Source organism: Rhodococcus sp. AZ1, from assembly GCF_054979605.1.
Window position 1 is genome coordinate 499,149 of the sequence record NZ_JBUEQF010000001.1, and the last position, 25,311, is coordinate 524,459.

The following is a 25,311-nucleotide window of genomic DNA, read 5'->3' on the forward strand; positions in this document are numbered from 1 at the left end:
TGACGGACAACATCTTCGAGTTGTCGGGGGACGACCGGGCGATCTCCGACACCGCGCGTGAGTTCGCGGACGAGTTCCTCGCTCCGCACGCCGTCGAGTGGGATCAGACCAAGCACTTCCCGGTCGACGTGCTGCGCAAGGCGGCCGAGATCGGAATGGGCGGTATCTACATCGGCGAGGACGTCGGCGGCTCGGGGCTCTCCCGTGTCGATGCCGTGCGCATCTTCGAGCAGCTCGCCACCGGATGCCCGTCGGTGGCGGCGTACATCTCCATCCACAACATGACGGCCTGGATGATCGACACCTTCGGTTCGCTGGAGCAGCGGCAGCGCTGGGTGCCGCCGCTGGCGTCGATGGAACACCTGGGCAGCTACGCCCTCACCGAGCCGGGTGCCGGCTCGGACGCTGCGTCGTTGTCCACCAAGGCCGTTCGCGACGGCGACCACTACGTGCTCACCGGAGTCAAGCAGTTCATCTCCGGCGCCGGGACGTCGGACGTGTACGTGGTGATGGCCCGCACCGGCGGTGACGGTGCGCGCGGTATCTCCGCGTTCATCGTGCCCAAGGACACCGAGGGCTTCTCCTTCGGCGCCAACGAGAAGAAGATGGGCTGGAACGCCCAGCCCACCCGCCAGCTCATCTTCGAGGGTGCGAGGGTGCCCGCGGAGAATCTGCTCGGCGGCGAGGGCAACGGGTTCCGCATCGCGATGAGCGGTCTCAACGGCGGGCGCATCAACATCGCCGCCTGCTCGCTCGGCGGCGCGCAGAAGGCCTTCGACACCGCGGTGGCGTATCTGGCCGACCGCAAGGCATTCGGCGGACGACTGCTCGATTCGCAGGCCCTGCAGTTCCGGCTCGCGGACATGCGGACCGATCTCGAGGCGTCGCGAATGATGTTGCTGCGTGCCGCGCATGCGTTGGCAGCGGACTCGTCGGACAAGGTGGAGCTGTGCGCGATGGCGAAGAAGTTCGTCACCGACGCCTGCTTCGACGTCGCCAACGACTCGCTGCAGATGCTCGGCGGGTACGGATACCTCAGTGAGTACGGTCTGGAGAAGATCGTGCGCGATCTTCGCGTACACCAGATCCTGGAAGGAACCAACGAGATCATGCGTATCGTCATCGGTCGGTCGGTGGTCGGCGCGGCATGAGCGAGGCCACGTTGCCCCCCGACACGATGCCACAGGCAGATGTCCTGTTCGAGGTTGCCGGCGGGGTCGGCACCATCACGCTCAACCGGCCCCGGGCCATCAACGCTCTCGATCACGCGATGGCGCGGGCCATCGATTCGATGCTGGTGCAGTGGGAGAACGACCCGGCCGTGCGAGTGGTGCTCATCAAGGGTGCCGGCGATCGCGGACTGTGTGCGGGCGGCGACATCGTCGCCATCCACCGCGACGCGGCGTCGGGTGGAGCCGCCGCGGCGAGCCCCAGCGCCGACTTCTGGCGCGACGAGTACGTGCTCAACGCCCGCATCGGGCGGTACACCAAGCCGTACGTGGCCATCATGGACGGCATCGTCATGGGTGGTGGGGTCGGTCTGTCGGCGCACGGTTCGGTGCGCATCGTCACCGAACGCTCGAAGATCGGGATGCCCGAGGTGGGTATCGGCTTCGTACCCGACGTGGGCGGCACCAAGCTGCTCGCGGACGCTCCCGGCGAGTTGGGACTGCACGTGGCACTGACCACCGCGCGCATGAACGCCGCCGATGCGATCGCTGCCGGTTTCGCCGATCACTTCGTGCCGTCGGAAACGTTGCCGCAGTTCGAGAAGGCCGTTGCGCAGAGCACTCTGGACGAGGCGATCGAACAGTTCGCCCAGCAACCCCCGCCATCGCCACTGCTGGCCGAGCGTCCCTGGATCGACGAGGCCTACCGCGGCGACGACGCTGTCGATATCGTCGCCCGGCTCCGCAGTGGCGGTGAGCAGGCGCAGGCCGCCGCCGATGCCATCGAGTCGAAGTCGCCCATCTCGGTGGCCGTCACCGTTCGTGCGATCCGCGAGGCGGCGGCGATGGGGTCCCTCGAGGAGGCGCTCAACGCCGAGTACCGAATTTCTCTGGCGTGCTTGGACTCTCCCGATCTTGCGGAGGGTATTCGCGCTCAGGTGATCGACAAGGATCGCAATCCGACGTGGACTCCGGCCACCCTCGCCGAGGTTCGCGCCGAGGACGTCGATCGATTCTTCGCACCACTCGGTGATGCCGAACTCGGCCTCACCGCCCCCGCAGCAACGAAAGGACATCGATGATCGTCGGATTCATCGGTCTCGGCCACATGGGTGGACCGATGGCCGCGAACCTGGCCGAGGCCGGGCATGACGTGCAGGGTTTCGACCTGGTGCCGGCTGCCCTCGAACAGGCGGCCGCGAACGGTGTTCGCGTGGTCGACTCCGCCGCTGCCGCCGCATCCGGGGCCGAGGTGGTCATCACGATGCTGCCCAACGGCAAGCTGGTGCTCGGCCTCTACGACGAGATCCTCTCCGCCGCAACGCCGGGAACCCTGTTCATCGACTCCTCGACCATCGACGTCGCCGACGCGCGGGCAGCCAACGCCGCCGCCGTGAGCGCCGGTCACCGCAACATCGACGCCCCGGTCTCCGGCGGAGTCGCCGGTGCCGCCGCGGGAACCCTTGCCTTCATGGTCGGCGGGACCGACGAGGACTTCGCCGCTGCCTCACCACTTCTCGAGATCATGGGCCGCAAGGTGGTGCACTGCGGTGCGTCCGGCAACGGGCAGGCCGCGAAGATCTGCAACAACATGATCCTGGGCGTGTCGATGATCGCGATCAGCGAGGCGTTCGTGCTGGGGGAGAAGCTGGGGCTGACCAACCAGGCGCTGTTCGACGTGGCCTCCAACGCATCCGGGCAGTGCTGGGCCCTGACGTCCAACTGCCCGGTGCCCGGCCCGGTGCCCACCTCGCCCGCCAACAACGACTATCAGCCCGGCTTCGCCGTCGCCCTGATGTCGAAGGACCTCGGCCTCGCGGAGAACGCGTTGCGGGACAACGGCGTCGACGGCGAGTTGGGTCTTCTCGCCTCGCAGATCTACCGTAAGTTCGCGCAGGAGTCGGGCGGGCGGGACTTCTCCGCCATCGTCACCGACATCCGCGAACGTTCGAACCGAGACGAGTAGGGAAACTTCATGAGCACGTACGAGACCATCCTGGTCGAGACCCGCGGTCGCGTCGGTCTGATCACCCTCAATCGTCCGAAGGCGCTCAACGCCCTGAACTCGCAACTGATGAACGAGGTGGTCGCCGCCGCGCAGGCGTTCGATGCCGACACCGGCATCGGCGCGATCGTGATCACCGGATCCGAGCGGGCGTTCGCCGCCGGGGCCGACATCAAGGAGATGTCGACCAAGACGTACATGGAGATGTACGAGCAGGACTTCTTCGCCGAGTGGGACAAGCTCGTCGCGGTGCGAATCCCCGTCATCGCCGCGGTGGCCGGGTTCGCCCTCGGCGGCGGTTGTGAGCTCGCGATGATCTGCGACATCATCATCGCTGCCGACACCGCGCAGTTCGGTCAACCGGAGATCGCACTGGGCGTGATCCCCGGCATCGGCGGCTCGCAGCGCCTGACCCGCGCCGTGGGTAAGTCGAAGGCGATGGACATGTGCTTGACCGGTCGCAAGATGGGGGCCGAGGAAGCGGAGCGGGCGGGCCTGGTCTCGCAGATCGTGCCGGCCGCGGAGCTGCTCGAGACCGCCCTGGCCACGGCGGCCAGCATTGCCGAGAAGTCGCGTCCGATCGCCCGCATGGCCAAGGAAGCGGTGAACCGCGCCTTCGAGTCGACGCTGACCGAGGGCGTGCGATTCGAGCGTCGTGTCTTCCACTCCACGTTCGCCACCGAGGACCAGAAGGAAGGTATGGCGGCCTTCACCGAGAAGCGCCAACCCACCTTCCAGCACCGCTGAGCAAGGCCGGGCGGACAGTCACCACGCAGTGTCGGCGTCGTCCTCGAAGTCGCCGGCGCTGCGTCGGATGCGCGCCAGGATGCGGATGAGGGTGCCGAGGTCGTCGTCCTCGACGCCGGGCTCGGAGAACACCTTCTCGTTGAGGGCGGCGCTGGCACTGGCCACGAGCGATCGACCGGCGTCGGTGATGGCGACGAGCGTGGTTCGCCGATCGGTGGGGTGCGGCATGCGGCGCACCAACTCCGCTGCCTCGAGCCGGTCAACTGCGTTGGTCACGCTGGTCGGGTGAACCTGGAGCCGCGCGCTGGCCTTGGCCATCGGGATGGTGCCGCTGCTGGTGAAGGTCAGCAGGGTCAACAGCTCGTAGCGCGCGAAGGTGAGTCCGGTGGGGCGAAGAACCTCCTCGACCCGCGACATCATGATCTGCTGCACGCGCACGATCGAGGTGACGGCAGCCATGCCGTCGGCCGCGTCGGCCCAGCCGTGTTTCTTCCACTGGCGATGCGCCTCCTCGATGGGGTCGAGGGGGAGCTTCGGCAAGGACGGCATGTAGTCGATCATCCCATGGTCCGACGGTGGAGTGTCTGTGCGACATGGCACGGCATCGGCAGGCGATAAGGCACCATCAGCACTAATAGTCACTCGAGTTACTTTGGTATCAGTCTTGTCACGAGTGGCACTCAACGTCGACTCGCGTGATGGAATCTGTGGGCACTCACCCATCGCATGATGAATTGTTGGGATATGCCACTACTTGCGTCGTCGTTGTCAGGAGAACGCAGCATGAAATCATCACGCCCCGTGGCCCGAGCCGCCGCCGCCTGCGCGGTCGTCCTGGCGTGCACGACGCTGGCCGGCCCCGCCGTCGCAACTGCTGAGCCACCCGCGGCCCCGGCACCGTCGACCTCCGTGGCCGACGCTGCCCGAGCGATCATCGAGAACGCGTCCACCACCGTCGCCGGACCCGCGGACCTGCTCGCTCTGCTCGACACCGCCAATGCCGCCCTGCGCAGCCTGGGTCTGGCGCCCTTCCTGTATCCGACTGCCGCGCTGAACTGCTCCGCGGTGCCCGGGGTGCCGCTGGGTGTGGTGCCGGCCATCGCCGGCTCCGTCGGTGGTCCCTACGGCATCCCGCTGGGCGCCCTGTCGGCGATCACCGGCCTCAACACCAACGTGGTCGAGAAGGGGCAGACGCTGTTCGCCTTCGCCCCCGCCGGAGTGATCAACGATTCGGGAACGAAGACCGGTATGCGGGTGGCGTGGTTCAACGTCAACACCTTCCAGGGCGGGATCACCGACATGGGCGGCTTCGGTGAGACCGTGCTGGCAGCGCTCTTGGCCGCCGTCCCCGACGCACTCAAGCCCGCCGCCACGGCGGCCCTGACGCCGCTGATCAACGCCATCCCCAGCGCCGGACTGCGGTTGGCTCCGGTGAACACCGGTTCCGGAACCGTACTCGCGGCGATCTTCGGCAGGGTCACCCACGACGGGCAGACGTGCGACTTCTTCCCGACCATCGGCGTCAGTCAGACCAGGTGACCGGTCGGGCCACGTGAGCGGCCGGGCCAGGTAGCGCGTCAGGCGGTGGCGTCGAGGATCGTCAGGGTGAACACGAGCGTGTCGGTGCCCTGGATCCCGGCGGCCGGCTGACCCTGCGGGTACCCGTCGGCGGGGGCCACCGCGACCGCAACCGTGGAGCCCACCTTCTCGCCTGCGATGGCCTTCTGGAATCCGGGGACGACATTGGCAAGCGGGAAACGCACAGGGAGAGCGCGCTGGTACGCGCTGTCGAACACCGATCCGTCGCGCCCGTTCACGCCCTCGTAGCAGACGAGGACGGTGGCGGTGTCCGACACTTCGGGTCCGTTGCCCTCGGTGAGGGTCTCGGTCTCGGTGTCGTCGACGGAGAATGGCGCGGTGACGGTCACCTTCGGCGCCGTGGTGGCCGTCGGCCCGACCACGGAGATGCTGCCCTGCTTGCCCTGGTACTGCCAGGCGGGTGCGGCGTTGGGTGCGGGCGGGGTGTTCGGGCATGTTCCCGCACCCACCGCGGGAGCGGCGGTGACAGTGCCGGTCGACTGCTGTGCGGACGTCGGGGACGACGCCGTCGGTGTCGGCGCCGCCGGTGTCGATGCTGCGGGTGCGGAGTCCGAGCCGCACGCGGTGAGCGTGAGCAGCGCGGCTGCACCACAGACCGCTACTGCGGAGCGTCGGCGAACTGAACGGGCGGGAACGGTGTTGTCACTCATGAAATAGACGCTACAGATCCTCGCGTGACTCGGTGGGCGAGGTACCCGGCGGACGCGGCCACGAGTGGCACCGTCCACCAGTTCTCGTTCCAGCCGATCTCGGCGAGGGCGAACACCGTTCCGATGGCGAGAAGCACCCGCAACGCCACCACGTTCCGTGGGCGCTCGGTCGTCGGGGTCACCGCCACTCGGCCGACCAGGGCGCCGAGTACGAGCGCGACCAGGTGACCGACCGAGGTGAAATCGTGCGCCACCGCCAGGGCGACCACGGAGACAGCCGACCACATCCCGATCCAGGTGGCACGCCAGGGCCCCGGAAGCGACCAGGTGAGCGCTCCCACCACCGCCGCGACGCCGTAGCTCACGCCCACATCCTCGGCCCGCACCACACTCATCGGTACCGCGCCGTGACGCACCGCGACATACAGCCCGACGGCGACGAGCAGCGTGGCGCCGACGTGGCCGACGGCGAACAGGGCGAAGAGAGTGCGGCTGCGCCAGAGGATCTCGCCGACGGCCAGCAGGCACACCAGACCGGGCAGCCACACCCACACGGAGCCGCCGTCGGTGAGGAAGGCACTGGCTGCCAGCGTTCCGAGGTGACCGTGCAGCAGGTTGTGCAGGTTGGTGCTGGCGCGCAGCAGCACCCGATCCTGCATCGAGTCGCTCAGTTGCGACAGGGCGATCGACGCGGCCAGGACGGCCGTGGCGTAGATGATCGTGACGCGCAGATTCCACACACCACGCGCGACGCGGCGAATTCGGGTGGGTGCGGTGAGGGCAGGGCGGTCGACGAGCGCTGTCATGGCCATCCCTACCCTTCGCTACCGGAGATAACTTCCACCATCAACCGTCCCGAGCCGGCGTCCATTCCCGAATGCCGCCGGAGGCGGGTGTGAATGTCCGAATGCCGCCGGAGGCGGGTGTGAATGTCCGAGTAGCGTCGGCCTCCGTGGAGCTGACACTCGAACGCCCTGATGGCGACCCCCGCGCCGCGGTGCTGCTCACGCACGGCGCCGGCGGTGACCGTGACTCGCCGATCCTCACCACGGTCGCCGACGCGCTCGTCGGGCACGGTCTGCTCGTGGCGCGCGTCGATCTGGCGTTCCGCCGCCGCCGACCGAAGGGGCCGCCGAGCCCGTCCGGCGCCGCCGCCGACCGCGAGGCACTGATGGCCGACATCGCGCGGCTGGCGGCCGAGGGGGTCCGGCCGCTGATCGTCGGTGGACAGTCCTACGGCGGCCGACAGATGTCGATGGTGGTGGCCGAGAACCCCGGCCTGGTCGACGGGTTGCTCCTGCTGTCCTATCCGCTGCACCCGCCGGGCAAACCCGAGCGACTGCGCACCGAACACTTCCCGAATGTGCAGGTTCCGACAGTCTTCGTGCGCGGCAGCTCGGACACGTTCTCCTCCGCCGACGAGTTGGTCCGGGCCGCGGCGAGTCTCGGAGCGCCCGCCCACATCGAGACCATCGACAAGGCCGGACACGGGTTGTCACCGACCACCCGACCCACGGCCGAGCGCGCCGCCGCCGCGGTGGTGGCCTACCTGCTCGGATCCGCCGCTGGCTGACCGACCACGCGGTGCACGGCTGCGCGGAACTGCGAGCCCGGCGCACATGCGGCGGCGACCGCGGCGAGGTCGCCGAGTTCGTCCGCGTCGAGCAGGGTGTCGGTGAGGGTGACGCGGTGACCGGCCGCCTCGAGCGCAGCGGCCGTCGCTGCGCCGGTATCGGCGGTCGACATCGGGACCGGCCCGACGGGAACCACCGCCTCCGGCGTTCGAACCCCGAGAACCCACCACCCGCCGTCGACTGCGGGCCCGAGCACGCAGTCCGCGTCGGCCAGCCCGTCGGCCACGGCGAGGAGCTGATCGGTGCGCACCTGCGGGGTGTCCATCCCGATCTGCACGATGGGGCCCCCCGTGTAGGCGTCGTGATGAGCGTTGACCAGCCGCTGCCCGAAGCTGTCGCCGCGCTGGGCGATCACGAGGAACCCCTCGAGCGCCGCGCGCACCTCGGCGCTGCGCGCGGCGCGGTCGAGGTCTCCGGTCAGCGCCACCACTCGATGCGCGGCGGGGGTGTCGGCCACGGTGCGCAGGGTGTCCAGCAGCGCGCCCGCGGCGATCGATGCGGCGTCGGCCGCACTCATCGCGGCCATCAGGCGGGTCTTGGCCAGCCCGGGCACCGGGGCCTTGGCCACCACCAGCACGGTCACCGGGTTGGCATCGAGTGCGTCGGGGGCTTCGTGGCTCATGGCAGGGCCTTCCAGAAGTCGACGATCGCCTGCGCGCTGCCGCGCACCGAGCCCGAGACCTTCGATCGTCCGGCCGTGCGCGGGGAGTAGGTGATGTCGCGCTCGACCACCCGCCACCTCGCCCGCGCCGCACGCACCAGCAGTTCGAGCGGGTAACCCGAGCGGCGGTCGGTCACACCGAGGTCCAGCAGATCCTGGCGGCGGCATGCGCGGACCGGACCGATGTCGTGCACGTCGATCCCGACCCTGCGCCGCAGCAGCGCCGCCATCACCGAGTTGCCGGCCCGTGCGTGCCACGGCCACCCGGCACGTGCGACGGGTCGACGCCGTCCCACCACCAACTCGGCATCGGCGAGCGCCGCGACCATCGACGGCAGGTCGGCCGGGTTCATCGACCCGTCGCCGTCGAGCACACACACCACGTCGGTGTCGGCGGCGACCACCCCGGCGTGCACGGCCGAGCCGTAGCCGGGCACGCTCTCGTGCACCACCTTCGCCCCGTGCGCGCGGGCGACGTCGGCGGTGCCGTCGGTGGAGCCGTTGTCGACCACCAGCGCGGTGTACCCGTCGGGTATCGCGGCGAGCACGCCCGGCAGCGACCCCGCCTCGTTCAGGCACGGGATCACCACGGTGACACCCTGCCCCTGCACGCCCTGCCCCGTGGTATTCCGACCCTGTGTGCTCATACCGTCGGCGCCCCGGCCGAGACGGCGGCGCGCAGCGGCGCCCGCGAGAAGCGGGCCAGGCCATCCTCGGGGGACACCGCGGCGCGGAACCCGAGGAGCTGCTCGGCGCGGTCTCCACTGGCGACGATGTGCCGAACATCGCCCGGCCGGAACTGTCCGGTCACGACCGGGTCGAGCCCACCGCCGTGTTCGTCGGTGAGCATGCGGGCGACGTCCCCGATCGAGATCGGTTGTCCCGAGCACACGTTCAGCGCGGTGAAGCCGGGCAGAGGGATGGTGACCGCGGCGAGGTTGGCCGCCGCCACGTCTCGCACATCCACGAAGTCGCGCATCTGCTCGCCGTCCTCGAAGACCCGCGGCGGCTGCCCGGATTCGAGTGAGGACCGGAACATCGCTGCCACACCGGAATACGGCGTGTCGCGGGGCATGTGGTCGCCGTAGACGTTGTGGTAGCGCAGCGCCGTGACCGACGCGCCGGTGGCCAGGGAGTACGCGAGGGCGTAGTGCTCCTGCGCGGTCTTGCTCGCCGCGTAGAGGCTGCGCGGTTCGAGCGGAGCGTTCTCCTGAACCACCGACCACTCGAGCGGCTCGTCGCCGATGGGGCAGCGGTTGTCGAACATCCCGGCTTCGAGGTCGGCGCGGCGACGGGGGAGCGGGCGCACCGATCCGTGCGAAGGGCACCGATAGTGACCCTCGCCGTAGACCACCATCGATGAGGCGAGCACCAGCCGGTCGCACCCACCGCCCGCCATTGCCGCGAGCAGCGCGGCGGTACCGAAGTCGTTGTGCGAGGCGTACGCGGGTGCGTCGGCGACGCTCACTCCGGCCCCGACCACCGCGGCCTGGTGGCACACCACATCCACGCCCGCCATCACCTCCCGCACCGCGTCCGGCTCGCGCACGTCGACCGTCTCGATCCCCGGTACCGGTTCCGGGTCCGGCCCGTGGGCGCTGGTGAGGAACGCATCCGTGGCGACCACGTCGTGCCCGTCGGCGGTGAGGGCGGCGGCGATGTGTCCACCGATGAAACCGGCGGCGCCGGTCAGGAGTACGCGCATGATCATTCTTTCGTCGGACGTGAGTACATTCTTCACGAGTGCAGTTCCACTGAAGGCGAGGCGGCCATGTCGAGCGACACGACCGAGAAGCGCGCGCCCGCGCGTGACCCCGGCTGGGCCCTGCCCCGTCGCCGGGACCTGATCGGCGCGGCCATCGCGATCGCTCTGGTTGCCGCCGCGGTGGTGTGGGCAAGGGTGGTGGCGGACGATCGCACCGCCACCGTGACACCGCTGGTCACGCCCGGTGACAGCACCTACCGCGACTTCGCCTCCACCGCACCACTGTTGGCGCGCTGGATGCCGCACATCGGAATCGGGACGCCGCTCGCGATCCTGATGGCGGCCGCCGTGGTGCTGTACGGGCCGGTGCTCGCGCAGCGACTGCCCTGGCGCCGACTCCTTGCCGTGGCGTGGGCGGCGTCCTTCGCGTGGATCCTGTCGCTGGCGCTGATCGACGGCTGGTACCGAGGGGTGGAGAAGATCCTCGCCGAGAAGGACGAGTACCTCTACGAGGTCCCGCGTGTCACCGACATCCCCGCGACGCTGCGCACGTTCACCGACTTCATCGTCGACGGGCAGATCGGCTCGTGGACCACCCACGTCTCCGGGCACCCCCCGGGAGCGCTGCTGGTGTTCGTCTGGCTCGACCGGATCGGCCTCGGCGGAGGTGGTTGGGCGGGGATCACCTGCATCGTCGTCGGTTCCTCGGCAGCGACAGCGCTGCTGGTGGCCGCGCGCGCCCTGGCCCCCACCGAGGACCTCGCGCGCCGTGCGGCGCCGTTCCTGGTCCTCGCGCCCACCGCGATCTGGATCGGGGTGTCCGCAGACGGGCTGTTCACGGGGGTGGTCATGTGGGGCATCGCCGCCTTCGCCGTCGCGGCGTCCCGCACGGTTCGATACCCCGATCTCGCGGCCGTCGCGGCCGGGGTACTGCTCGGTTTCGGGTTGTTCCTGAGCTACGGCCTGACACTGATGGCGGTGCCCGCCGCGCTGGTTCTCGTGGCCGCCCGGTCGATCCGCCCGATCGTCGGGGCGGTGGTCGGTGCCCTGGCCGTGACCGGTGCGTTCCTGGCCTTCGGCTTCTGGTGGTTCGACGGCTACGAGTTGGTGAAGGTCCGCTACTGGCAGGGCATAGCCCAGTACCGTCCGTTCGCGTACTGGGGCTGGGCGAACCTCGCGTCGGCGGTCTGCGCGCTGGGTCTGGCCGTCCCGGCGGTGCTGCCGCGGGTGCTCGCGTGGCCCCGGATTCGCACGCTGACCGGCCCGGCCGTTCTGGTGCTGGGCGGGCTCGTCGCGATCGTCGCGGCTGATCTGTCGACCCTGAGCAAGGCCGAGACCGAGCGTATCTGGCTGCCCTTCTACACCTTGATGCTCGTCGGCACGGCGTTCCTGCCCCGCCCGACGCATCGCTTCTGGCTCGCAGCCCAGGCGATTGTCGCGTTGGCGATCAATCACCTTCTGCTCACCAACTGGTAGAGCCGCCCAGCGGGGCCAGACGAACGAAGCTGCGACCGCTCAGGCCCACCGTGGTGGTCACCGTCAGATCCGCCGCGCCCGCCATCTCGGCCAGGGTCGCCGGATCTACCCGTGCCCAGTCGAACCACGACCCGATGGTGTCGGCGCTCTCCCACCGCAGACGCTCGACGGCGAGACCGGTTCCGGGGCGGTCGACCTCGGCGAGGACGAACCCGTCGTCGGAGACGAGTTGACGTGCCCGCCGAAGCACCCGCAGGGGGTCGCCGCCGATGCCGACGTTCCCGTCAGCCAGGAGAACATGCCGCCACGAGCCGGCGTGCGGAATGTCCTCGTCGAAGATGCTGCGCTGCAGAGCGTTTCCACCTCGCGCGGTCGTCATCTCGATCGCGGCTTCCGACGAGTCGACCCCGAGCGCCGGGATTCCGCGGTGTGCCAGCGTGGCCGTCAGGCGACCGGGCCCGCAGCCGAGGTCGATGGTGGGACCCGCGCAGGGAACCAGGAGTGCGAGGTCGCCGGTGCGGTCGCGGTCGGACGCAGCCTCCCCGCCCAGCCAGCGATTGACCGGCATGGCCGACCGTTGACCGTGAGCGTCGGAGATCCAGCAGTCGGAACCGCTCGATGCAATGCGAAAGAGCGAGTCGAAGGTGTCGGTGGCCGTGTCCGTGCCGATATCCGCGAGAGTGTTCACGGTTCCCATACTCCGCCTCCCGAACCGTCGGTGGCGACGCGTCGCGGGCGACACGCCACAAGATCACTGTCGACGAGGTATTCGGGCCACGGCCCGTGATGGATCGGAAATGACAGCCGTGACGCGTTCGGTGCGCCTGCCGGCAGAGTTCTCCACACCGGCCGGAGGCCGACAGGGTTCTCCACACCGGCCGGAGGCCGACAGGGTTTTCCACACCGGCCGGAGGCCGGCAGGGTTTTCAGTGTGCCCCCGGCAGGATTCGAACCTGCGGCCTTCCGCTCCGGAGGCGGACGCTCTATCCCCTGAGCTACGGGGGCGCGCCGAGCAGATCTCGGCGTGCCGTGACGGGCGGGATCAGATTAGCCCATCACCCTCTCAGAGAGGACGGGCCCCCTTCTCCGTGAGCATGTTCGTCATCAGCGTCGACTCCCCGTTCTGGGTGTTCACCATGGTCTGTGCGAGATCGCGCACGGCCTGCACGGAGGCGTTCTTCGCCGCGTACTCCATCATCGACAGCCCGCCCTGGTGATGGCGGAGCATCAGTTGCAGGAACAGCACGTCCACGGCCGGACCGCGAGCGGCACGCAGGTTCGCCATGTCCTGCGCCGACGCCATCCCGGGCATCGTGGCAACTGTGGAACCGCCCATTTCCATGCCGCTGTGGTCCATGCCGCTGTGGTCCATGCCGCCGGTCATCCAGCCCATGTAGCCGCCCGAACCGAGGCCGGGCTGATCCCACAGCGCCAGCCATCCCTGCATTTGGCCGACCTGGTTCTGCTGGTTGGTGAAGATGTCGTACGCGAGGTTCTTCACCAGAGGGTCCACGGCGTCGTTCAGCGCGATGGTGGCCATCTCGATCGCCTGGTTGTGGTGAACGGTCATGTCCTGCGCGAAGCCGACGTCGACCGATCCCGCCGTGGGCGTAGCGGCGGCGGCGTTCTCGGCGCGTCGCTCACCGACCAGGTGGCCCACGGCGAAGGACCCCAGCACCAGTGCCAGCGCGAGCAGGACGGTCAGGGCCGTTCGGCTTCTCGACTCCGAGTGCGTTCCCGCGGTGTCCTCGGTGTCGCCGCCCGGTGAAGCGGTGTCGATGGTCTCGGTCATGGCGCCGGGACCGTGTTCTCGGTGCTGTCGGGCGTCAGGCCGGCGCCGTCCATGGGCACCGCGTCGGGACCCGGCGGAGTGGGGTCGAACGGCGGCGGGTTGTCGGTGTCGAAGGTCGCGGGTGTCGTCGAGCAGCTCGCGCCCACCTCGGGGTACTGGTAGCGGTTCAGGCGCAGGGCGGTGATGAACTGGTCGATACGGTCGTCGTCGGGGCTGTCGACCTTGAGTTGGTGACCCCAGGACTGCAGGGAGATGGGCCGGTCGAGACCGGGATACGGCGACATCAGGGTGTACTGCTTGCCCTCGACCTTGCTCGCCAGCGCCGCGACCTGGTCAGTCGACAGCCGATCCGGGTTGTAGGCCACCCACACTGCGCCGTGCTCGAGCGAGTGGACCGCGTTCTCGCTTCGGATCGCGCTCCTGTAGACCGTTCCCATGCAGTTCGCCCACACCTGGTCGTGCGGGCCGCCGTAGGGAGGTGACTGGTCGTAGGCCACCCGTTGCGTCGCCGAGACGTGCAGGGCGGCCTTGTACGGCGTGATCTTCACGTCGGCGATGTCCTTGGACGGGTCCTGATTGTCGGCCGTCGGGACGAATCGTTGGACCTCGGCTCTCTGCTGGGCCTTGGGCACGATGCTGTACGCGAGGACACCGATCAGCGCCACGACCAGCGCGGCAGCGGCGATCATCGCCCACGGGACCTGGCGGCGAATGCCACCGGTGCCACTGGGGACCCCGCCACGCTTCTTCGCGGAGGACGCCTTGCCCGCCTGCTTGATCGCCTTGCTCGCCTGCTTGTTCGCCCGGCCCGACTTCTTGTTGGGCGATGAGGTGCTCATGGCCCACACTGTAACGATCCGGTAAGGCTCGAGGGAGCGACCGGAGCGGGGGTGGGCGATCGAGCAGAGCCGCGGCACAGCGGCGAAGCAGCAGACCATAGGATATGCAGTCGTGACTCCCGTCGAACTCGCCGAACTCCTCCGCGCCACCGCCGCCTCGGTGCTGACCGCGCGTGGGCTCGACGACGGCGTTCTGCCCGAGACCCTCACCGTCGACCGTCCTCGCAACCGCGAGCACGGCGACTATGCGAGCAACGTCGCGATGCAGGTGGCCAAGAAGGTGGGTCTCGCCCCGCGCGAGCTCGCGGAAGCGATCGCCGAGGAGCTGACCGGTCGTACCGGGATCGCGGACGCGTCCGTCGCCGGTCCCGGATTCCTCAACGTGCGCCTGGCGAAGGCCGCACTCGGCGCCGTCGTCGAGCGGGTCCGCACCGAGGGCGCTGCCTACGGCACGGCCGATGTGATGGTCGGGACCTCGGTCAATCTCGAGTTCGTCTCCGCCAACCCCACGGGCCCGGTGCACATCGGCGGAACCCGGTGGGCCGCCGTCGGCGATGCTCTGGGGCGGATCCTCTCCGCACGGGGCGCCGCCGTCACCCGCGAGTACTACTTCAACGACCACGGTGCGCAGATCGACCGGTTCGCCCGGTCGCTGGTGGCGTCCGCACTCGGTGACGACGTCCCCGAGGACGGGTACGCGGGGGCGTACATCGGTGAGATCGCGGCGGCGGTGCTCGCTGCCCGCCCGGACGCTCTCGACCTGCCCGCCGACGAGCGCCAGGAGGTGTTCCGCGAGCTGGGTGTGGACCTGATGTTCGGTCGCATCAAGGAGCGGCTGCACGAGTTCGGTACCGACTTCGACGTGTTCACCCACGAGAACTCCTTCTTCGAGTCCGGCGCCGTCGAGAAGGCCGTCGAGACGCTGAAGCAGGCCGGTTCGCTGTACGAGAAGGACGGTGCCTGGTGGCTGCGCACCACCGACTACGGTGACGACAAGGACCGGGTGGTGGTCAAGAGCGACGGCAACGCCGCCTACATCGCCGGGGACATCGCGTACTTCCAGGACAAGCGCGCTCGCGGATTCGACCTGTGCATCTACATGCTCGGTGCCGACCATCACGGCTACATCGGGCGGCTCAAGGCCGCTGCCGCCGCCCTCGGCGACGATCCGAACACCGTGGAGGTGCTGATCGGACAGATGGTCAATCTGGTGCGCGACGGGATCGCGATGAGGATGAGCAAGCGTAACGGCACCGTGATCAGCCTCGACGACCTCGTCGACGCTGTCGGGGTGGACGCCGCGCGGTACGCCCTGGTGCGCTCGTCGGTGGACTCGTCGATCGACATCGACCTCGCCCTGTGGTCGAGTCAGAGCAGCGACAACCCGGTGTACTACGTCCAGTACGCCCACGCCCGACTGTGCTCGCTCGCGCGAGGTGCCGCGGAATTGGGGGTTCTCGACACCGACCCCGACTACGCGCTGCTGGTCGAGGACGCGGAGAGCGATCTGATCGGCACCATCGGCGAATTCCCCCGTGTCGTGGCCTCGGCCGCGGATCTGCGTGAGCCGCATCGTATTGCGCGGTACCTCGAGGAGCTTGCAGGGGCCTATCACCGGTTCTACGGCGCGTGCCGTGTGCTGCCGCAGGGCGACGAGGATCCCACGCCGCTGCACACCGCCCGTCTGGCCCTCGGCAACGCCACCCGCCAGGTGCTGGCCAACGGGCTCGAACTGCTGGGCGTCTCGGCCCCGGAGCAGATGTGACGCCGGCGCGCCGGTCGGCCACCGCTGTGTCGGCGGAGGTGTTCCCGCGCAACGCATCCCGAGGCGACGACGGGGTGCTTCGCGTGGCCGGGGTGAGCGTGATCGACCTCGCTCGCCAGTACGGCACACCGCTCTTCGTGATCGACGAGGACGACTTTCGCACTCGCTGCCGCGACATGGCCCGCGCATTCGGCTCTGCCGAGCGGGTGCACTACGCGTCCAAGGCGTTCCTCTGCGGGGAGATCGCCCGGTGGGTCGCGGACGAGGGTCTGTCCCTCGATGTCTGCTCCGGTGGCGAGCTCGCACTCGCGTTGCGTGCGGGGTTCCCTGCCGAGCGAATTGCCATGCACGGCAACAACAAGTCCCGCGAGGAGCTGGAAGCGGGTGTACGCGCCGGCATCGAGCACGTGGTGCTCGACTCGATGGCCGAGATAGATCGGCTCGACACCGTTGCCGCGGAACTCGGTGTGGTGCAGAATGTTCTGCTGCGGATCACGCCCGGCGTCGAGGCGCACACGCACGAGTTCATCGCCACCGCGCACGACGATCAGAAGTTCGGGTTCGCCCTCTCGGACGGGTCGGCCCTGACCGCCGTCGAGCGCGTCTTCGCCACGGACAACCTCCGATTGGTGGGCCTGCACAGCCACATCGGATCGCAGATCTTCGACGTCACCGGCTTCGAGGTGGCCGCGCAGCGCGTGCTCGGTCTACTGCGCGAGGTGGTCGACAAGTTCGGCGTCGACCGGTCCGCGCAGATCGCCACCCTCGATCTCGGCGGCGGCATGGGCATCCACTACGTACCGGGCGACGACCCGCCCCGAGTGGACGACCTCGCTGCCAAGCTGGCCGCGATCGTCGAGACCGAGTCGCGCGCGCTGGGTCTTCCGGTGCCGGCGCTGGCGGTCGAGCCCGGCCGCGCCATCGCCGGGCCCGCGGCCATCACCCTGTACGAGGTGGGCACGGTCAAGGACGTGACGGTCGACGCCGAGACCACTCGCCGCTACGTGTCCGTCGACGGCGGGATGAGCGACAACATTCGCCCCGCCCTCTACGGCGCCGAGTACACCGGATACCTGGTCTCGCGGGATTCGGTCGCCGATCCGGTACTCACGCGCATCGTCGGAAAGCACTGCGAGTCCGGCGACATCGTCATCCGCGACACCGCGCAACCCGGCGACCTCTCACCCGGCGACCTGTTCGCCGTCGGCGCGACCGGTGCCTACTGCTACTCGATGTCCAGCCGCTACAACCTTCTTCCCCGCCCGGCCGTGGTTGCTGTGCGGGACGGGCAATCGCGAGTTGTGCTGCGGCGCGAAACTTTCGACGATCTGACGAGCTTGGAGGTGGACCTGTGAGCAACGACGCTGCGAGCATCGGCGCACGACAGGGCAGTGGAGGCGCACCGATCGGGGTGGCGGTGCTCGGGCTGGGTAACGTCGGCTCGGAGGTGGTGCGCATTCTGCGCGAGGACGCCGCCGAGTTGGAGGCGCGCGTCGGCGCGCCCCTGGTTCTGCGGGGGATCGCGGTGCGCTCGCTGGGCGATCGTGGGGTTCCGGCCGAGCTGCTGACCACCGACGCCGCCGCGCTGGTGGCGCGAGACGACGTCGACATCGTGGTCGAGGTGATCGGCGGTATCGACACCGCCCGTGAGCTGATCCTCGGCGCGCTGAACTCGGGCAAGTCCGTGGTGACGGCCAACAAGGCGCTGCTGGCGGACTACACCGGTGAGCTCGCGGTGGCGGCCGAGAGCCATCGCGCCGACCTGTACTTCGAGGCCGCCGTCGCCGGCGCCATTCCCGTCGTACGTCCCCTCATGCAGTCACTCGCCGGTGACCGGGTCGACCGTGTGATCGGAATCGTCAACGGCACAACGAACTTCATCCTCTCCGCGATGGACGAAACGGGCGCCGACTACGCCGACACGCTCGCCGAGGCGGGACGTCTGGGCTACGCCGAGGCGGACCCGACCGCAGATGTCGAGGGCTACGACGCCGCGGCCAAGGCCGCGATCCTGGCCTCGCTGGCCTTCCACACCCGGGTCACCGCCTCCGACGTGCACCGTGAGGGCATCACCTCGATCACGGCCGAGGACCTCGCCACGGCACGTGCCCTGGACTGCACGGTCAAGCTGCTCGCCCTGTGCGAACGGGTGATCGATCCGCAGGGCCGCGAGAGTATTTCGGTGCGGGTCTATCCGGCGCTGGTCCCGCGCAGCCATCCGCTGGCGTCGGTGTCGGGTGCATTCAACGCGGTGGTTGTCGAGGCCAGGGCTGCCGGCCGCCTGATGTTCTACGGGCAGGGTGCGGGCGGATCGCCGACGGCGTCGGCCGTGCTCGGTGATCTGGTGATGGCCGCACGCAACAAGGTGTTCGGCGGTCTCGGGCCGCGCCAATCCACCTACGCCGATCTGCCGATCGCGCCGATGGGCGACACCCCCACGCGGTACCACGTGAACATGCAGGTGGCCGACCGCGCAGGTGTGCTGTCCTCCGTCGCAGCGGAATTCGCACGATTCGGGGTGAGCATCTCGACGGTTCGTCAGGAGGGTCACCACGACACCGCGCGTCTGGTGGTGGTCACCCACCAGGCGCACGACTCGGCGCTCTCGGCCACGGTCGAGGCACTGCGCGAGCTCGACCAGGTCACCGACGTCATCAGCGTTCTCCGATTGGAAGGCACCACCGCATGACCACCACCGCCGTGCACACCCCGTGGCCCGGTCTGATCGCGGCGTATCGCGACCGGCTGAACATCGGTGAGAACTGGGTTCCGGTGACCCTGCGTGAGGGCGGGACGCCGCTGCTGCCCGCGGGACGGCTGTCCGAACTCACCGGCTGTGAGGTGCACGTCAAGGTCGAGGGCCTCAACCCCACCGGCTCGTTCAAGGACCGCGGAATGACCATGGCGGTCACCGATGCGCTCGCGCGCGGGCAACGCGCGGTGCTGTGTGCATCCACCGGCAACACCTCGGCCTCCGCCGCCGCCTACGCCGCCAAGGCGGGTATGACGTGCGCGGTGCTGATCCCGCAGGGAAAGATAGCGATGGGCAAGCTCGCGCAGGCAGTGATGCACGGCGCCAAGATCATTCAGGTCCAGGGAAACTTCGACGACTGCCTCGAGCTGGCGCGCAAGACCACCGCCGAGTTCCCGACCGTGGGCCTGGTGAACTCGGTGAACCCCGTCCGAATCGACGGGCAGAAGACCGCAGCCTTCGAGGTGTGCGACGCTCTCGGCCGCGCCCCCGACGTCCACGTTCTCCCGGTGGGCAACGCGGGCAACATCACCGCGTACTGGCGCGGTTACAGCGAGTACCACGCGGACGGGGTCACCACGGCGCGCCCGCGCATGCTCGGCGTGCAGGCCGCCGGGGCGGCTCCCCTGGTGCACGGCGCGCCGGTGAAGAACCCCGAGACCCTCGCCACGGCCATCCGAATCGGCTCTCCCGCATCGTGGAACGGCGCGGTCGCGGCTCGGGACGAGTCGGGGGGCGCATTCCGCGCAGCGACCGACGACGAGTTGCTCGAGGCCTACCGGCTCCTCGCCGCCACCGAGGGGATCTTCGTCGAGCCGGCATCGGCGGCCAGCATCGCGGGTCTGATCGCCGCGCACCGGGAGGGGTGGCTCGACCGCGGCCAGACGGTGGTGTGCACCGTCACCGGGCACGGTCTCAAGGACCCCGACACCGCGCTGCTCGGCATGCCCGAGGTCGAACCCATCGCCGTCGACCCCGTCGCGGTGGCTGCCGCGCTCGAACTCGCCTGAGCGCGAGCATGACCACCACGCTGCCCGTGGGCCTGCGTGCACGCGCACGTGTGCCCGCGTCGACGGCGAACCTCGGATCCGGGTTCGACTGCCTCGGAATGGCTCTCGGCCTCTACGACGAGATCGAGGTGACCGTCGCCGCATCCGGACTCGACATTCGCGTCGAGGGTGAGGGTGCCGACGACGTGCCGTGGGGCCCCTCGCACCTGGTGGTGCGCGCGATCGAACGCGGACTCGAGTCCACCGGCGTGTGGGCGGATGGGTTGGTCGTTGTGTGCCGCAACGCTATTCCGCACTCACGCGGGCTCGGGTCGTCGGCGTCGGCCGTCGTGGGAGGCTTGGCCGCGGCCAACGCTCTGGCCGGCAAGCTCGATCCCGGGTTCGTCCTGAGTGATGCGACATTGGTCCAGTTGGCGTCGGAGTTCGAAGGACACCCGGACAACGCGTCCGCGAGCGTTCTCGGTGGTGCCGTGGTGTCCTGGGTGCAGGAATCCAGCGCACCCGAGGGTCCCCCGGCGTATGCAGCCGCGGCCCTCGAGGTGCATCCCTCCATTCGCGCGACCGCGCTGGTGCCCACCGAACGGTCGTCCACCGCGCACACCCGAGGCATGCTGCCGGAGATCGTTCCGCACCGGGACGCCGCGTTCAACCTCTCCCGGGCGGCCCTGGCGGTCGTGGCGCTGACCTCGCGCCCCGAACTGCTGCTGACCGCCACCGAGGATCGCCTGCATCAGAACTATCGAGCGGGAGCGTTGCCGGTGACCACCAGGTGGGTGCAGCTCCTGCGTGCCAAGGGTTACCCGGCGATGGTCTCCGGCGCCGGCCCCACGGTGTTGGCGCTGACCACGGGCCCGATCGAGCCCGAGGTTCTCGACCTCGCGCGGGCCGAGGGCCTGCAGGTACTCGAACTGCCCGTCGCCTCCGGCGTCACGGTGGAGTGACCGACCATTTGTGACGACTCACCACGGGGTGTTGTTGCCCGTGATGACACCGGGCGCTATTGTGAAGCAGTCCGAACAGCGTGTATCTGCACGCGGTCTTCACAGGGCCCTCTCTTCTCGGATCTCGAGACACTTGATTCCGCGAGACACCCTGATGCGAACTCCGCCCCATACGGGCCCTGATCGCCGCCGAACGACTTGTGGCGGACACCCACCGGATTCGAGATGGATCGAGTCTCGGAACGAACCCTCGCTCTTGGCGCACACGCGCGCGAGGGAAGGAAAGGACCTCCGTGACCAATACGGAACTCGTCGACGCCCCGGTGTCGGAACAGAGCTCGGACGCTCCCAGCGGCGCCCGCGTTTCTGCACGTCGTAGCGCCGGGCTGTCCGGCATGGTGCTACCGGAACTGCGTGGCCTGGCCGGGGAGTTGGGCATCAAGGGCGTCTCCGGTATGCGCAAGGGCGACCTGGTCGCCGCAATCGAGTCGCGTCAGGTGAGCGCCCCCGCCCGCGTCGAGAAGCCCGCGCCGGCCGAGAACGCAGCGCCGGCCGAGAACGCAGCGCCGGCCGAGAAGACAGCGCCGGCCGAGAAGACAGCGCCGGCCGAGAAGACGGCGGTTGCCGAGAGCGTAGCGTCGGCGGAGAAGACAGCGCCGGTGCAGACCTCGCCCGCCGCGCGGACCGAGGATCGGGCGGACGATCAGATCGGTGAGGACGGCGGCGAGGGCCCTCGTCGTAACCGCAACCGACGCGAGCGCAACCGCCAGAACGGCGGCAATCAGAACGGCGGCGGTCAGGCCGGCAATCAGAACGGCGGCAATCAGAACGGCGGCGGCCAGAACGGCGGCCCGCGGGAGGACGCTCGGGACGACGACGGCGAGGGCCGCGGTCGCCGGGGTCGTCGGTTCCGCGAGCGTCGCCGTGGACGTGACCGCGACGGCGGGGGAGCCGGGAACGACCGTGAGATCGAGATCCGCGAGGACGACGTGCTGCAGCCCGTCGCGGGCATCCTCGATGTGCTCGACAACTACGCGTTCGTTCGGACCTCCGGCTACCTCGCCGGTCCCAACGACGTGTACGTGTCGATGAACCTGGTGCGCCGCAACGGACTTCGCCGCGGCGACGCCGTCACCGGAGCCGTTCGGATCGGCCGTGAGGGCGATCAGCAGACGGCGGGCAACTCGCGGCAGAAGTTCAACCCGCTGGTGCGTCTGGACACCGTCAACGGCGCCGCGCCGGATCCGTCGCGGAAGCGGCCGGAGTTCAACAAGCTCACCCCGCTGTATCCGAATCAGCGACTACGGCTCGAGACCACGCCGAACATCCTCACCACCCGCGTGATCGACCTGGTGATGCCCATCGGCAAGGGGCAGCGCGCCCTCATCGTCAGCCCGCCCAAGGCCGGCAAGACGAGCGTGCTGCAGGCGATAGCCAACGCGATCGCCGTGAACAACCCCGAGTGCTACCTGATGGTGGTCCTGGTGGACGAGCGACCCGAAGAGGTCACCGACATGCAGCGATCGGTCAAGGGTGAGGTCATCGCCTCCACCTTCGATCGCCCGCCCGCCGATCACACCTCGGTGGCAGAACTGGCCATCGAGCGGGCCAAGCGCCTGGTCGAGGACGGCCGCGACGTGGTGGTGCTGCTGGACTCGATCACCCGTCTGGGGCGCGCGTACAACAACAGCTCGCCCGCCTCGGGTCGCATCCTCTCCGGTGGTGTCGACTCCACGGCCCTGTACCCGCCCAAGCGGTTCCTGGGTGCAGCCCGCAACATCGAGCACGGCGGGTCGCTCACCATCATCGCCACCGCGATGGTCGAGACCGGCTCCACCGGTGACACCGTGATCTTCGAGGAGTTCAAGGGAACCGGCAACGCCGAACTCAAACTCGACCGCAAGATCGCCGAGCGTCGGGTGTTCCCGGCCGTCGACGTCAACCCGTCGGGTACTCGCAAGGACGAGTTGCTGCTCGCGCCCGACGAGGCTGCCGTGATCCACAAGTTGCGTCGCGTGCTCTCGGGATTGGATTCCCACCAGGCGATCGACCTGCTCATCGACCGCCTCAAGAAGAGCAAGAGCAACGTCGAGTTCCTGATGGAGGTCTCCAAGACGGCCCCCGGCGGGATGGACGACTGACAGCGGGAACATTTCGCGCGGCCGCCCGGTTGAGGCGATTACCAGCAGGGATGCGAACTCTGGCATACTCGCTGGTCGAGTCCGGTTCCGGTTCACGATCTCGATGGACGAGATCGACCCGGCGACCATGAAAGGGACACCATGAAGGCAGGAATCCACCCCGAGTACACGGCCACCACGGTGGTCTGTGGTTGCGGGTCCACGTTCGAGACCCGCAGCACCAACAGCGCCGAGAAGATCACGGTCGAGGTGTGCTCGCAGTGCCACCCGTTCTACACGGGCAAGCAGAAGATTCTCGACACCGGCGGCCGCGTCGCACGGTTCGAGGCTCGCTACGGCAAGCGCGCCGGCGCCAAGTCCGACGCCAACTAGCTCTCCCGACGACGCCCGCCCCGAGCCGCACGGCTCGCGGCGGGCGTCGTTCGTTCCGGCGGCCGACCGAGAGAGGGGACGCACATGGCAGGGCAGAGCCCATCCGCCATCGATGACATCCTGGCCGAGCACTCGGGCCTAGAACGTGAACTTGCCGACCCGGCACTGCACAACGACCCGGCGGCTGCCAGGCGGGTCGGTAAGCGGTTCGCCCAGTTGGCCCCGATCATGTCGGTGCACACCAAGCTGGTCGCCGCCCGCGAGGACCTCGAGGCCGCCCGCGAACTCGCTGCCGACGATTCCGGATTCGCGGCCGAGATCCCTGCACTGGAAGCCACGGTCGCCGAACTCGATTCCGCACTCACCGATCTGCTCGCCCCGCGCGATCCACACGACGGCGACGACATCGTCATGGAGGTCAAGTCCGGTGAGGGTGGCGAGGAATCGGCGCTCTTCGCCGCCGATCTCGCGCGCATGTACGTGCGCTACGCCGAGCGGCGAGGGTGGCGCGTGGAGATTCTGGATGCCACCACATCCGATCTGGGTGGGTACAAGGACGCCACGATCTCGTTCAAGTCGTCGGGCGAGGATCGCGACGGAGTGTGGTCCTACCTGAAGTTCGAGGGCGGGGTGCACCGCGTTCAGCGGGTGCCGGTCACCGAGTCGCAGGGCAGGGTGCACACCTCGGCCGCGGGGATCCTGGTCTACCCCGAGCCCGACGAGGTGGCCGACGTCCAGATCGACGAGAGCGACCTGCGAATCGACGTCTACCGTTCGTCGGGCAAGGGTGGCCAGGGCGTGAACACCACCGACTCGGCGGTGCGCATCACCCACCTGCCCAGCGGGATCGTGGTGACGTGCCAGAACGAGCGGTCGCAGCTGCAGAACAAGGCGCGTGCGATGGTGGTGCTCGCCGCGCGATTGCAGGCCGCCGCCGAGGAGGCCGCCGAGCGTGACGCTGCCGCCGGACGGGCGGTACAGGTGCGCACCGTGGACCGGTCCGAGCGCATTCGCACCTACAACTTCCCCGAGAATCGCATCACCGATCACCGGATCGGCTACAAGTCGCACAATCTCGACGCGGTGCTCGACGGCGACCTCGACGCCCTGCTCGCCGCGCTGGCCGCGGCCGACCGGCAGGCACGGCTGCAGGCGGAATGAGCCGAGTTCCCCTGCGACTGGCCATCATCGACGCGGCCGCCGACCTCGAGGCGGCGGGCATCGCCTCGGCCCGAACCGACGCCGAGATGCTTGCTGCACACGTGGTGGGTGTTCCTCGCGGTCGCCTGGGTCTGGTGCCGCTCGTCGAGCCCGAGGTGATCGAGACCTTCCGACGTTTCGTCGACCGGCGTCTGCAGCGAATTCCATTGCAGCACATACTCGGAACGGCGCCACTCGGGGAGATCGAGGTGGAGGTGGGGCCGGGGGTCTTCGTGCCCCGTCCCGAGACCGAACTGCTCCTGGTGTGGGCGTTGGCTGCGCTGCGCGAGGTCGACGAGCCCGCTCCCGTGGTCCTGGATCTGTGCACCGGGTCCGGGGCCCTGGCCCTGGCGATAGCCCACGCCCGTCCGGACGCGGTGGTCCACGCGGTCGAGTTGGACCCGTCGGCGCTGGCGTGGGCGCGGCGCAACGCCACCGTGCGGGAGCAGCTGGGAGACAGTCCTATTCGTCTGCACCACGGCGATGTGACCGCGCCCGACCTGCTCCCCGACCTCGACGGCTCGGTCGACGTGATCGTGGCCAACCCGCCGTACGTCCCCCTCGGCGCGAACCTCGAGCCGGAGGTGGCCGATCACGACCCGGCGATCGCGCTGTTCGGCGGGCAGGACGGGCTCTCGGTGATCAGACCCATGGTGGCCAACATCGCCCGGTGGCTGCGTCGCGGTGCGGTGGTGGCCGTCGAACACGACGACTCGCACGGCGCGCAGGTGGCCGAGCTGTTCTCGGCCCGCGCCGCCTTCGGTGAGGTGGCGCAGCAGCGCGACCTCGCCGATCGCCCTCGCGTCGTGGTGGCCGCGCGTCGATAGATCCGTGCGCTGCCCGTGCCAAGATG

General features: G+C 69.1%; 25 protein-coding genes and 1 tRNA gene. 16 read left to right on the forward strand and 10 right to left on the reverse strand.

What is annotated here, in order from left to right; translation table 11 throughout:
* Nucleotides 1-11: 11 nt before the first annotated feature.
* From ACY48E_RS02290 to ACY48E_RS02305, 4 genes are read left to right on the forward strand one after another with little or no spacing between them, the layout of a single operon-like run.
* Nucleotides 12-1,151, forward strand: coding sequence for an acyl-CoA dehydrogenase family protein (locus ACY48E_RS02290; protein ID WP_462870503.1), 1,140 nt, complete (start codon nt 12-14; stop codon nt 1,149-1,151).
* On the forward strand, nt 1,148-2,251 hold the full coding sequence (locus ACY48E_RS02295; RefSeq protein ID WP_462870439.1) for an enoyl-CoA hydratase/isomerase family protein: 1,104 nt from the start codon (nt 1,148-1,150) through the stop codon (nt 2,249-2,251). Before ACY48E_RS02290 ends, ACY48E_RS02295 begins: the two co-directional genes overlap by 4 nt.
* Nucleotides 2,248-3,135: a 3-hydroxyisobutyrate dehydrogenase gene (gene mmsB, locus ACY48E_RS02300; protein WP_462870440.1), complete on the forward strand. Its 888-nt coding sequence runs from the start codon at nt 2,248-2,250 to the stop codon at nt 3,133-3,135. Before ACY48E_RS02295 ends, mmsB begins: the two co-directional genes overlap by 4 nt.
* A 9-nt stretch (nt 3,136-3,144) precedes the next feature.
* On the forward strand, nt 3,145-3,921 hold the full coding sequence (locus tag ACY48E_RS02305; protein ID WP_462870441.1) for an enoyl-CoA hydratase: 777 nt from the start codon (nt 3,145-3,147) through the stop codon (nt 3,919-3,921).
* Nucleotides 3,922-3,939: 18 nt separating this feature from the next.
* On the opposite strand, the gene ACY48E_RS02310 is transcribed toward ACY48E_RS02305, so the two are convergent.
* Nucleotides 3,940-4,470 (reverse strand): MarR family winged helix-turn-helix transcriptional regulator, encoded by a 531-nt coding sequence (locus ACY48E_RS02310; protein WP_462870504.1) that lies wholly within the window; start codon nt 4,468-4,470, stop codon nt 3,940-3,942.
* A 234-nt stretch (nt 4,471-4,704) separates the two neighbouring features.
* Between ACY48E_RS02310 and ACY48E_RS02315 the strand changes: the two genes are divergently transcribed.
* Nucleotides 4,705-5,460 (forward strand): hypothetical protein, encoded by a 756-nt coding sequence (locus ACY48E_RS02315; protein ID WP_462870442.1) that lies wholly within the window; start codon nt 4,705-4,707, stop codon nt 5,458-5,460.
* A 38-nt stretch (nt 5,461-5,498) separates the two neighbouring features.
* Here the strand turns inward: ACY48E_RS02315 and ACY48E_RS02320 are convergent, their stop codons facing one another.
* On the reverse strand, nt 5,499-6,170 hold the full coding sequence (locus tag ACY48E_RS02320) for an FKBP-type peptidyl-prolyl cis-trans isomerase (RefSeq protein WP_462870443.1): 672 nt from the start codon (nt 6,168-6,170) through the stop codon (nt 5,499-5,501).
* On the reverse strand, nt 6,167-6,976 hold the full coding sequence (locus ACY48E_RS02325) for a rhomboid-like protein (protein WP_462870444.1): 810 nt from the start codon (nt 6,974-6,976) through the stop codon (nt 6,167-6,169). The genes ACY48E_RS02320 and ACY48E_RS02325 overlap by 4 nt, the downstream gene beginning before the upstream one ends.
* A gap of 146 nt (nt 6,977-7,122) precedes the next feature.
* On the opposite strand from ACY48E_RS02325, the gene ACY48E_RS02330 reads away from it, so the two are divergent.
* On the forward strand, nt 7,123-7,743 hold the full coding sequence (locus tag ACY48E_RS02330) for an alpha/beta hydrolase family protein (RefSeq protein WP_462870445.1): 621 nt from the start codon (nt 7,123-7,125) through the stop codon (nt 7,741-7,743).
* On the opposite strand, the gene ACY48E_RS02335 is transcribed toward ACY48E_RS02330, so the two are convergent.
* The 3 genes from ACY48E_RS02335 to ACY48E_RS02345 are packed head-to-tail and all read right to left on the reverse strand — an operon-like array spanning nt 7,716 to nt 10,170.
* Nucleotides 7,716-8,426 carry a TIGR04282 family arsenosugar biosynthesis glycosyltransferase gene (locus ACY48E_RS02335; RefSeq protein WP_462870446.1) on the reverse strand — a complete coding sequence of 237 codons (711 nt, stop codon included), beginning with the start codon at nt 8,424-8,426 and terminating at the stop codon, nt 7,716-7,718. The genes ACY48E_RS02330 and ACY48E_RS02335 overlap by 28 nt on opposite strands.
* On the reverse strand, nt 8,423-9,076 hold the full coding sequence (locus tag ACY48E_RS02340; RefSeq protein ID WP_462870447.1) for a glycosyltransferase family 2 protein: 654 nt from the start codon (nt 9,074-9,076) through the stop codon (nt 8,423-8,425). Before ACY48E_RS02340 ends, ACY48E_RS02335 begins: the two co-directional genes overlap by 4 nt.
* Before the next feature lie 32 nt (nt 9,077-9,108).
* A complete protein-coding gene (locus ACY48E_RS02345; RefSeq protein WP_462870448.1) occupies nt 9,109-10,170 on the reverse strand; it encodes an NAD-dependent epimerase/dehydratase family protein in 1,062 nt (353 codons plus the stop codon).
* 66 nt (nt 10,171-10,236) lie between these two features.
* Here ACY48E_RS02345 and ACY48E_RS02350 point away from each other — a divergent pair, with 66 nt between their 5' ends.
* A complete protein-coding gene (locus tag ACY48E_RS02350; RefSeq protein WP_462870449.1) occupies nt 10,237-11,646 on the forward strand; it encodes a hypothetical protein in 1,410 nt (469 codons plus the stop codon).
* On the opposite strand, the gene ACY48E_RS02355 is transcribed toward ACY48E_RS02350, so the two are convergent.
* The 4 genes from ACY48E_RS02355 to ACY48E_RS02370 all read right to left on the reverse strand — a co-directional run bounded on the left by ACY48E_RS02355 (nt 11,633) and on the right by ACY48E_RS02370 (nt 14,277).
* On the reverse strand, nt 11,633-12,334 hold the full coding sequence (locus ACY48E_RS02355) for a methyltransferase domain-containing protein (protein WP_462870450.1): 702 nt from the start codon (nt 12,332-12,334) through the stop codon (nt 11,633-11,635). The two genes, ACY48E_RS02350 and ACY48E_RS02355, sit on opposite strands and share 14 nt — an antisense overlap.
* 244 nt (nt 12,335-12,578) lie before the next feature.
* Nucleotides 12,579-12,651: transfer RNA gene (locus ACY48E_RS02360), tRNA-Arg, on the reverse strand.
* 58 nt (nt 12,652-12,709) lie between these two features.
* Nucleotides 12,710-13,438: a DUF305 domain-containing protein gene (locus ACY48E_RS02365; RefSeq protein ID WP_462870451.1), complete on the reverse strand. Its 729-nt coding sequence runs from the start codon at nt 13,436-13,438 to the stop codon at nt 12,710-12,712.
* Nucleotides 13,435-14,277, reverse strand: coding sequence for a DUF3105 domain-containing protein (locus tag ACY48E_RS02370; RefSeq protein ID WP_462870452.1), 843 nt, complete (start codon nt 14,275-14,277; stop codon nt 13,435-13,437). The genes ACY48E_RS02365 and ACY48E_RS02370 overlap by 4 nt, the downstream gene beginning before the upstream one ends.
* A 112-nt stretch (nt 14,278-14,389) precedes the next feature.
* On the opposite strand from ACY48E_RS02370, the gene argS reads away from it, so the two are divergent.
* From argS to prmC, 9 genes are all read left to right on the forward strand, one after another.
* Nucleotides 14,390-16,042, forward strand: coding sequence for an arginine--tRNA ligase (argS, locus tag ACY48E_RS02375; RefSeq protein ID WP_462870453.1), 1,653 nt, complete (start codon nt 14,390-14,392; stop codon nt 16,040-16,042).
* Nucleotides 16,039-17,397, forward strand: a complete 1,359-nt coding sequence (lysA, locus tag ACY48E_RS02380; protein WP_462870454.1) for a diaminopimelate decarboxylase — start codon at nt 16,039-16,041, stop codon at nt 17,395-17,397. Before argS ends, lysA begins: the two co-directional genes overlap by 4 nt.
* Nucleotides 17,394-18,731, forward strand: a complete 1,338-nt coding sequence (locus tag ACY48E_RS02385; RefSeq protein ID WP_462870455.1) for a homoserine dehydrogenase — start codon at nt 17,394-17,396, stop codon at nt 18,729-18,731. Before lysA ends, ACY48E_RS02385 begins: the two co-directional genes overlap by 4 nt.
* Nucleotides 18,728-19,804, forward strand: coding sequence for a threonine synthase (gene thrC / locus ACY48E_RS02390; RefSeq protein WP_462870456.1), 1,077 nt, complete (start codon nt 18,728-18,730; stop codon nt 19,802-19,804). The genes ACY48E_RS02385 and thrC overlap by 4 nt, the downstream gene beginning before the upstream one ends.
* An 8-nt stretch (nt 19,805-19,812) precedes the next feature.
* Nucleotides 19,813-20,745 carry a homoserine kinase gene (gene thrB / locus ACY48E_RS02395; protein ID WP_462870457.1) on the forward strand — a complete coding sequence of 311 codons (933 nt, stop codon included), beginning with the start codon at nt 19,813-19,815 and terminating at the stop codon, nt 20,743-20,745.
* A gap of 293 nt (nt 20,746-21,038) precedes the next feature.
* A complete protein-coding gene (rho, locus tag ACY48E_RS02400) occupies nt 21,039-22,886 on the forward strand; it encodes a transcription termination factor Rho (protein WP_462870458.1) in 1,848 nt (615 codons plus the stop codon).
* A 141-nt stretch (nt 22,887-23,027) separates the two neighbouring features.
* A complete protein-coding gene (rpmE, locus tag ACY48E_RS02405; RefSeq protein WP_462870459.1) occupies nt 23,028-23,258 on the forward strand; it encodes a 50S ribosomal protein L31 in 231 nt (76 codons plus the stop codon).
* A gap of 84 nt (nt 23,259-23,342) precedes the next feature.
* The gene (prfA, locus tag ACY48E_RS02410; RefSeq protein ID WP_462870460.1) at nt 23,343-24,419 is read left to right on the forward strand and encodes a peptide chain release factor 1; all 1,077 of its coding nucleotides are present in this window, start codon (nt 23,343-23,345) and stop codon (nt 24,417-24,419) included.
* Nucleotides 24,416-25,285: a peptide chain release factor N(5)-glutamine methyltransferase gene (prmC, locus tag ACY48E_RS02415; protein ID WP_462870461.1), complete on the forward strand. Its 870-nt coding sequence runs from the start codon at nt 24,416-24,418 to the stop codon at nt 25,283-25,285. Before prfA ends, prmC begins: the two co-directional genes overlap by 4 nt.
* Nucleotides 25,286-25,311 lie beyond the last annotated feature (26 nt).

Coding starts and splice junctions, on each gene's coding strand:
- ACY48E_RS02295 (WP_462870439.1), top strand. CDS start 1,148: ATGAGCGAGGCCACGTTGCCCCCCGACACGATGCCACAGGCAGATGTC.
- mmsB (WP_462870440.1), top strand. CDS start 2,248: ATGATCGTCGGATTCATCGGTCTCGGCCACATGGGTGGACCGATGGCC.
- ACY48E_RS02305 (WP_462870441.1), top strand. CDS start 3,145: ATGAGCACGTACGAGACCATCCTGGTCGAGACCCGCGGTCGCGTCGGT.
- ACY48E_RS02310 (WP_462870504.1), bottom strand. CDS start 4,470: ATGCCGTCCTTGCCGAAGCTCCCCCTCGACCCCATCGAGGAGGCGCAT.
- ACY48E_RS02315 (WP_462870442.1), top strand. CDS start 4,705: ATGAAATCATCACGCCCCGTGGCCCGAGCCGCCGCCGCCTGCGCGGTC.
- ACY48E_RS02320 (WP_462870443.1), bottom strand. CDS start 6,170: ATGAGTGACAACACCGTTCCCGCCCGTTCAGTTCGCCGACGCTCCGCA.
- ACY48E_RS02325 (WP_462870444.1), bottom strand. CDS start 6,976: ATGACAGCGCTCGTCGACCGCCCTGCCCTCACCGCACCCACCCGAATT.
- ACY48E_RS02335 (WP_462870446.1), bottom strand. CDS start 8,426: ATGAGCCACGAAGCCCCCGACGCACTCGATGCCAACCCGGTGACCGTG.
- ACY48E_RS02345 (WP_462870448.1), bottom strand. CDS start 10,170: ATGCGCGTACTCCTGACCGGCGCCGCCGGTTTCATCGGTGGACACATC.
- ACY48E_RS02350 (WP_462870449.1), top strand. CDS start 10,237: ATGTCGAGCGACACGACCGAGAAGCGCGCGCCCGCGCGTGACCCCGGC.
- ACY48E_RS02365 (WP_462870451.1), bottom strand. CDS start 13,438: ATGACCGAGACCATCGACACCGCTTCACCGGGCGGCGACACCGAGGAC.
- ACY48E_RS02370 (WP_462870452.1), bottom strand. CDS start 14,277: ATGAGCACCTCATCGCCCAACAAGAAGTCGGGCCGGGCGAACAAGCAG.
- thrC (WP_462870456.1), top strand. CDS start 18,728: ATGACCACCACCGCCGTGCACACCCCGTGGCCCGGTCTGATCGCGGCG.
- thrB (WP_462870457.1), top strand. CDS start 19,813: ATGACCACCACGCTGCCCGTGGGCCTGCGTGCACGCGCACGTGTGCCC.
- rpmE (WP_462870459.1), top strand. CDS start 23,028: ATGAAGGCAGGAATCCACCCCGAGTACACGGCCACCACGGTGGTCTGT.
- prfA (WP_462870460.1), top strand. CDS start 23,343: ATGGCAGGGCAGAGCCCATCCGCCATCGATGACATCCTGGCCGAGCAC.
- prmC (WP_462870461.1), top strand. CDS start 24,416: ATGAGCCGAGTTCCCCTGCGACTGGCCATCATCGACGCGGCCGCCGAC.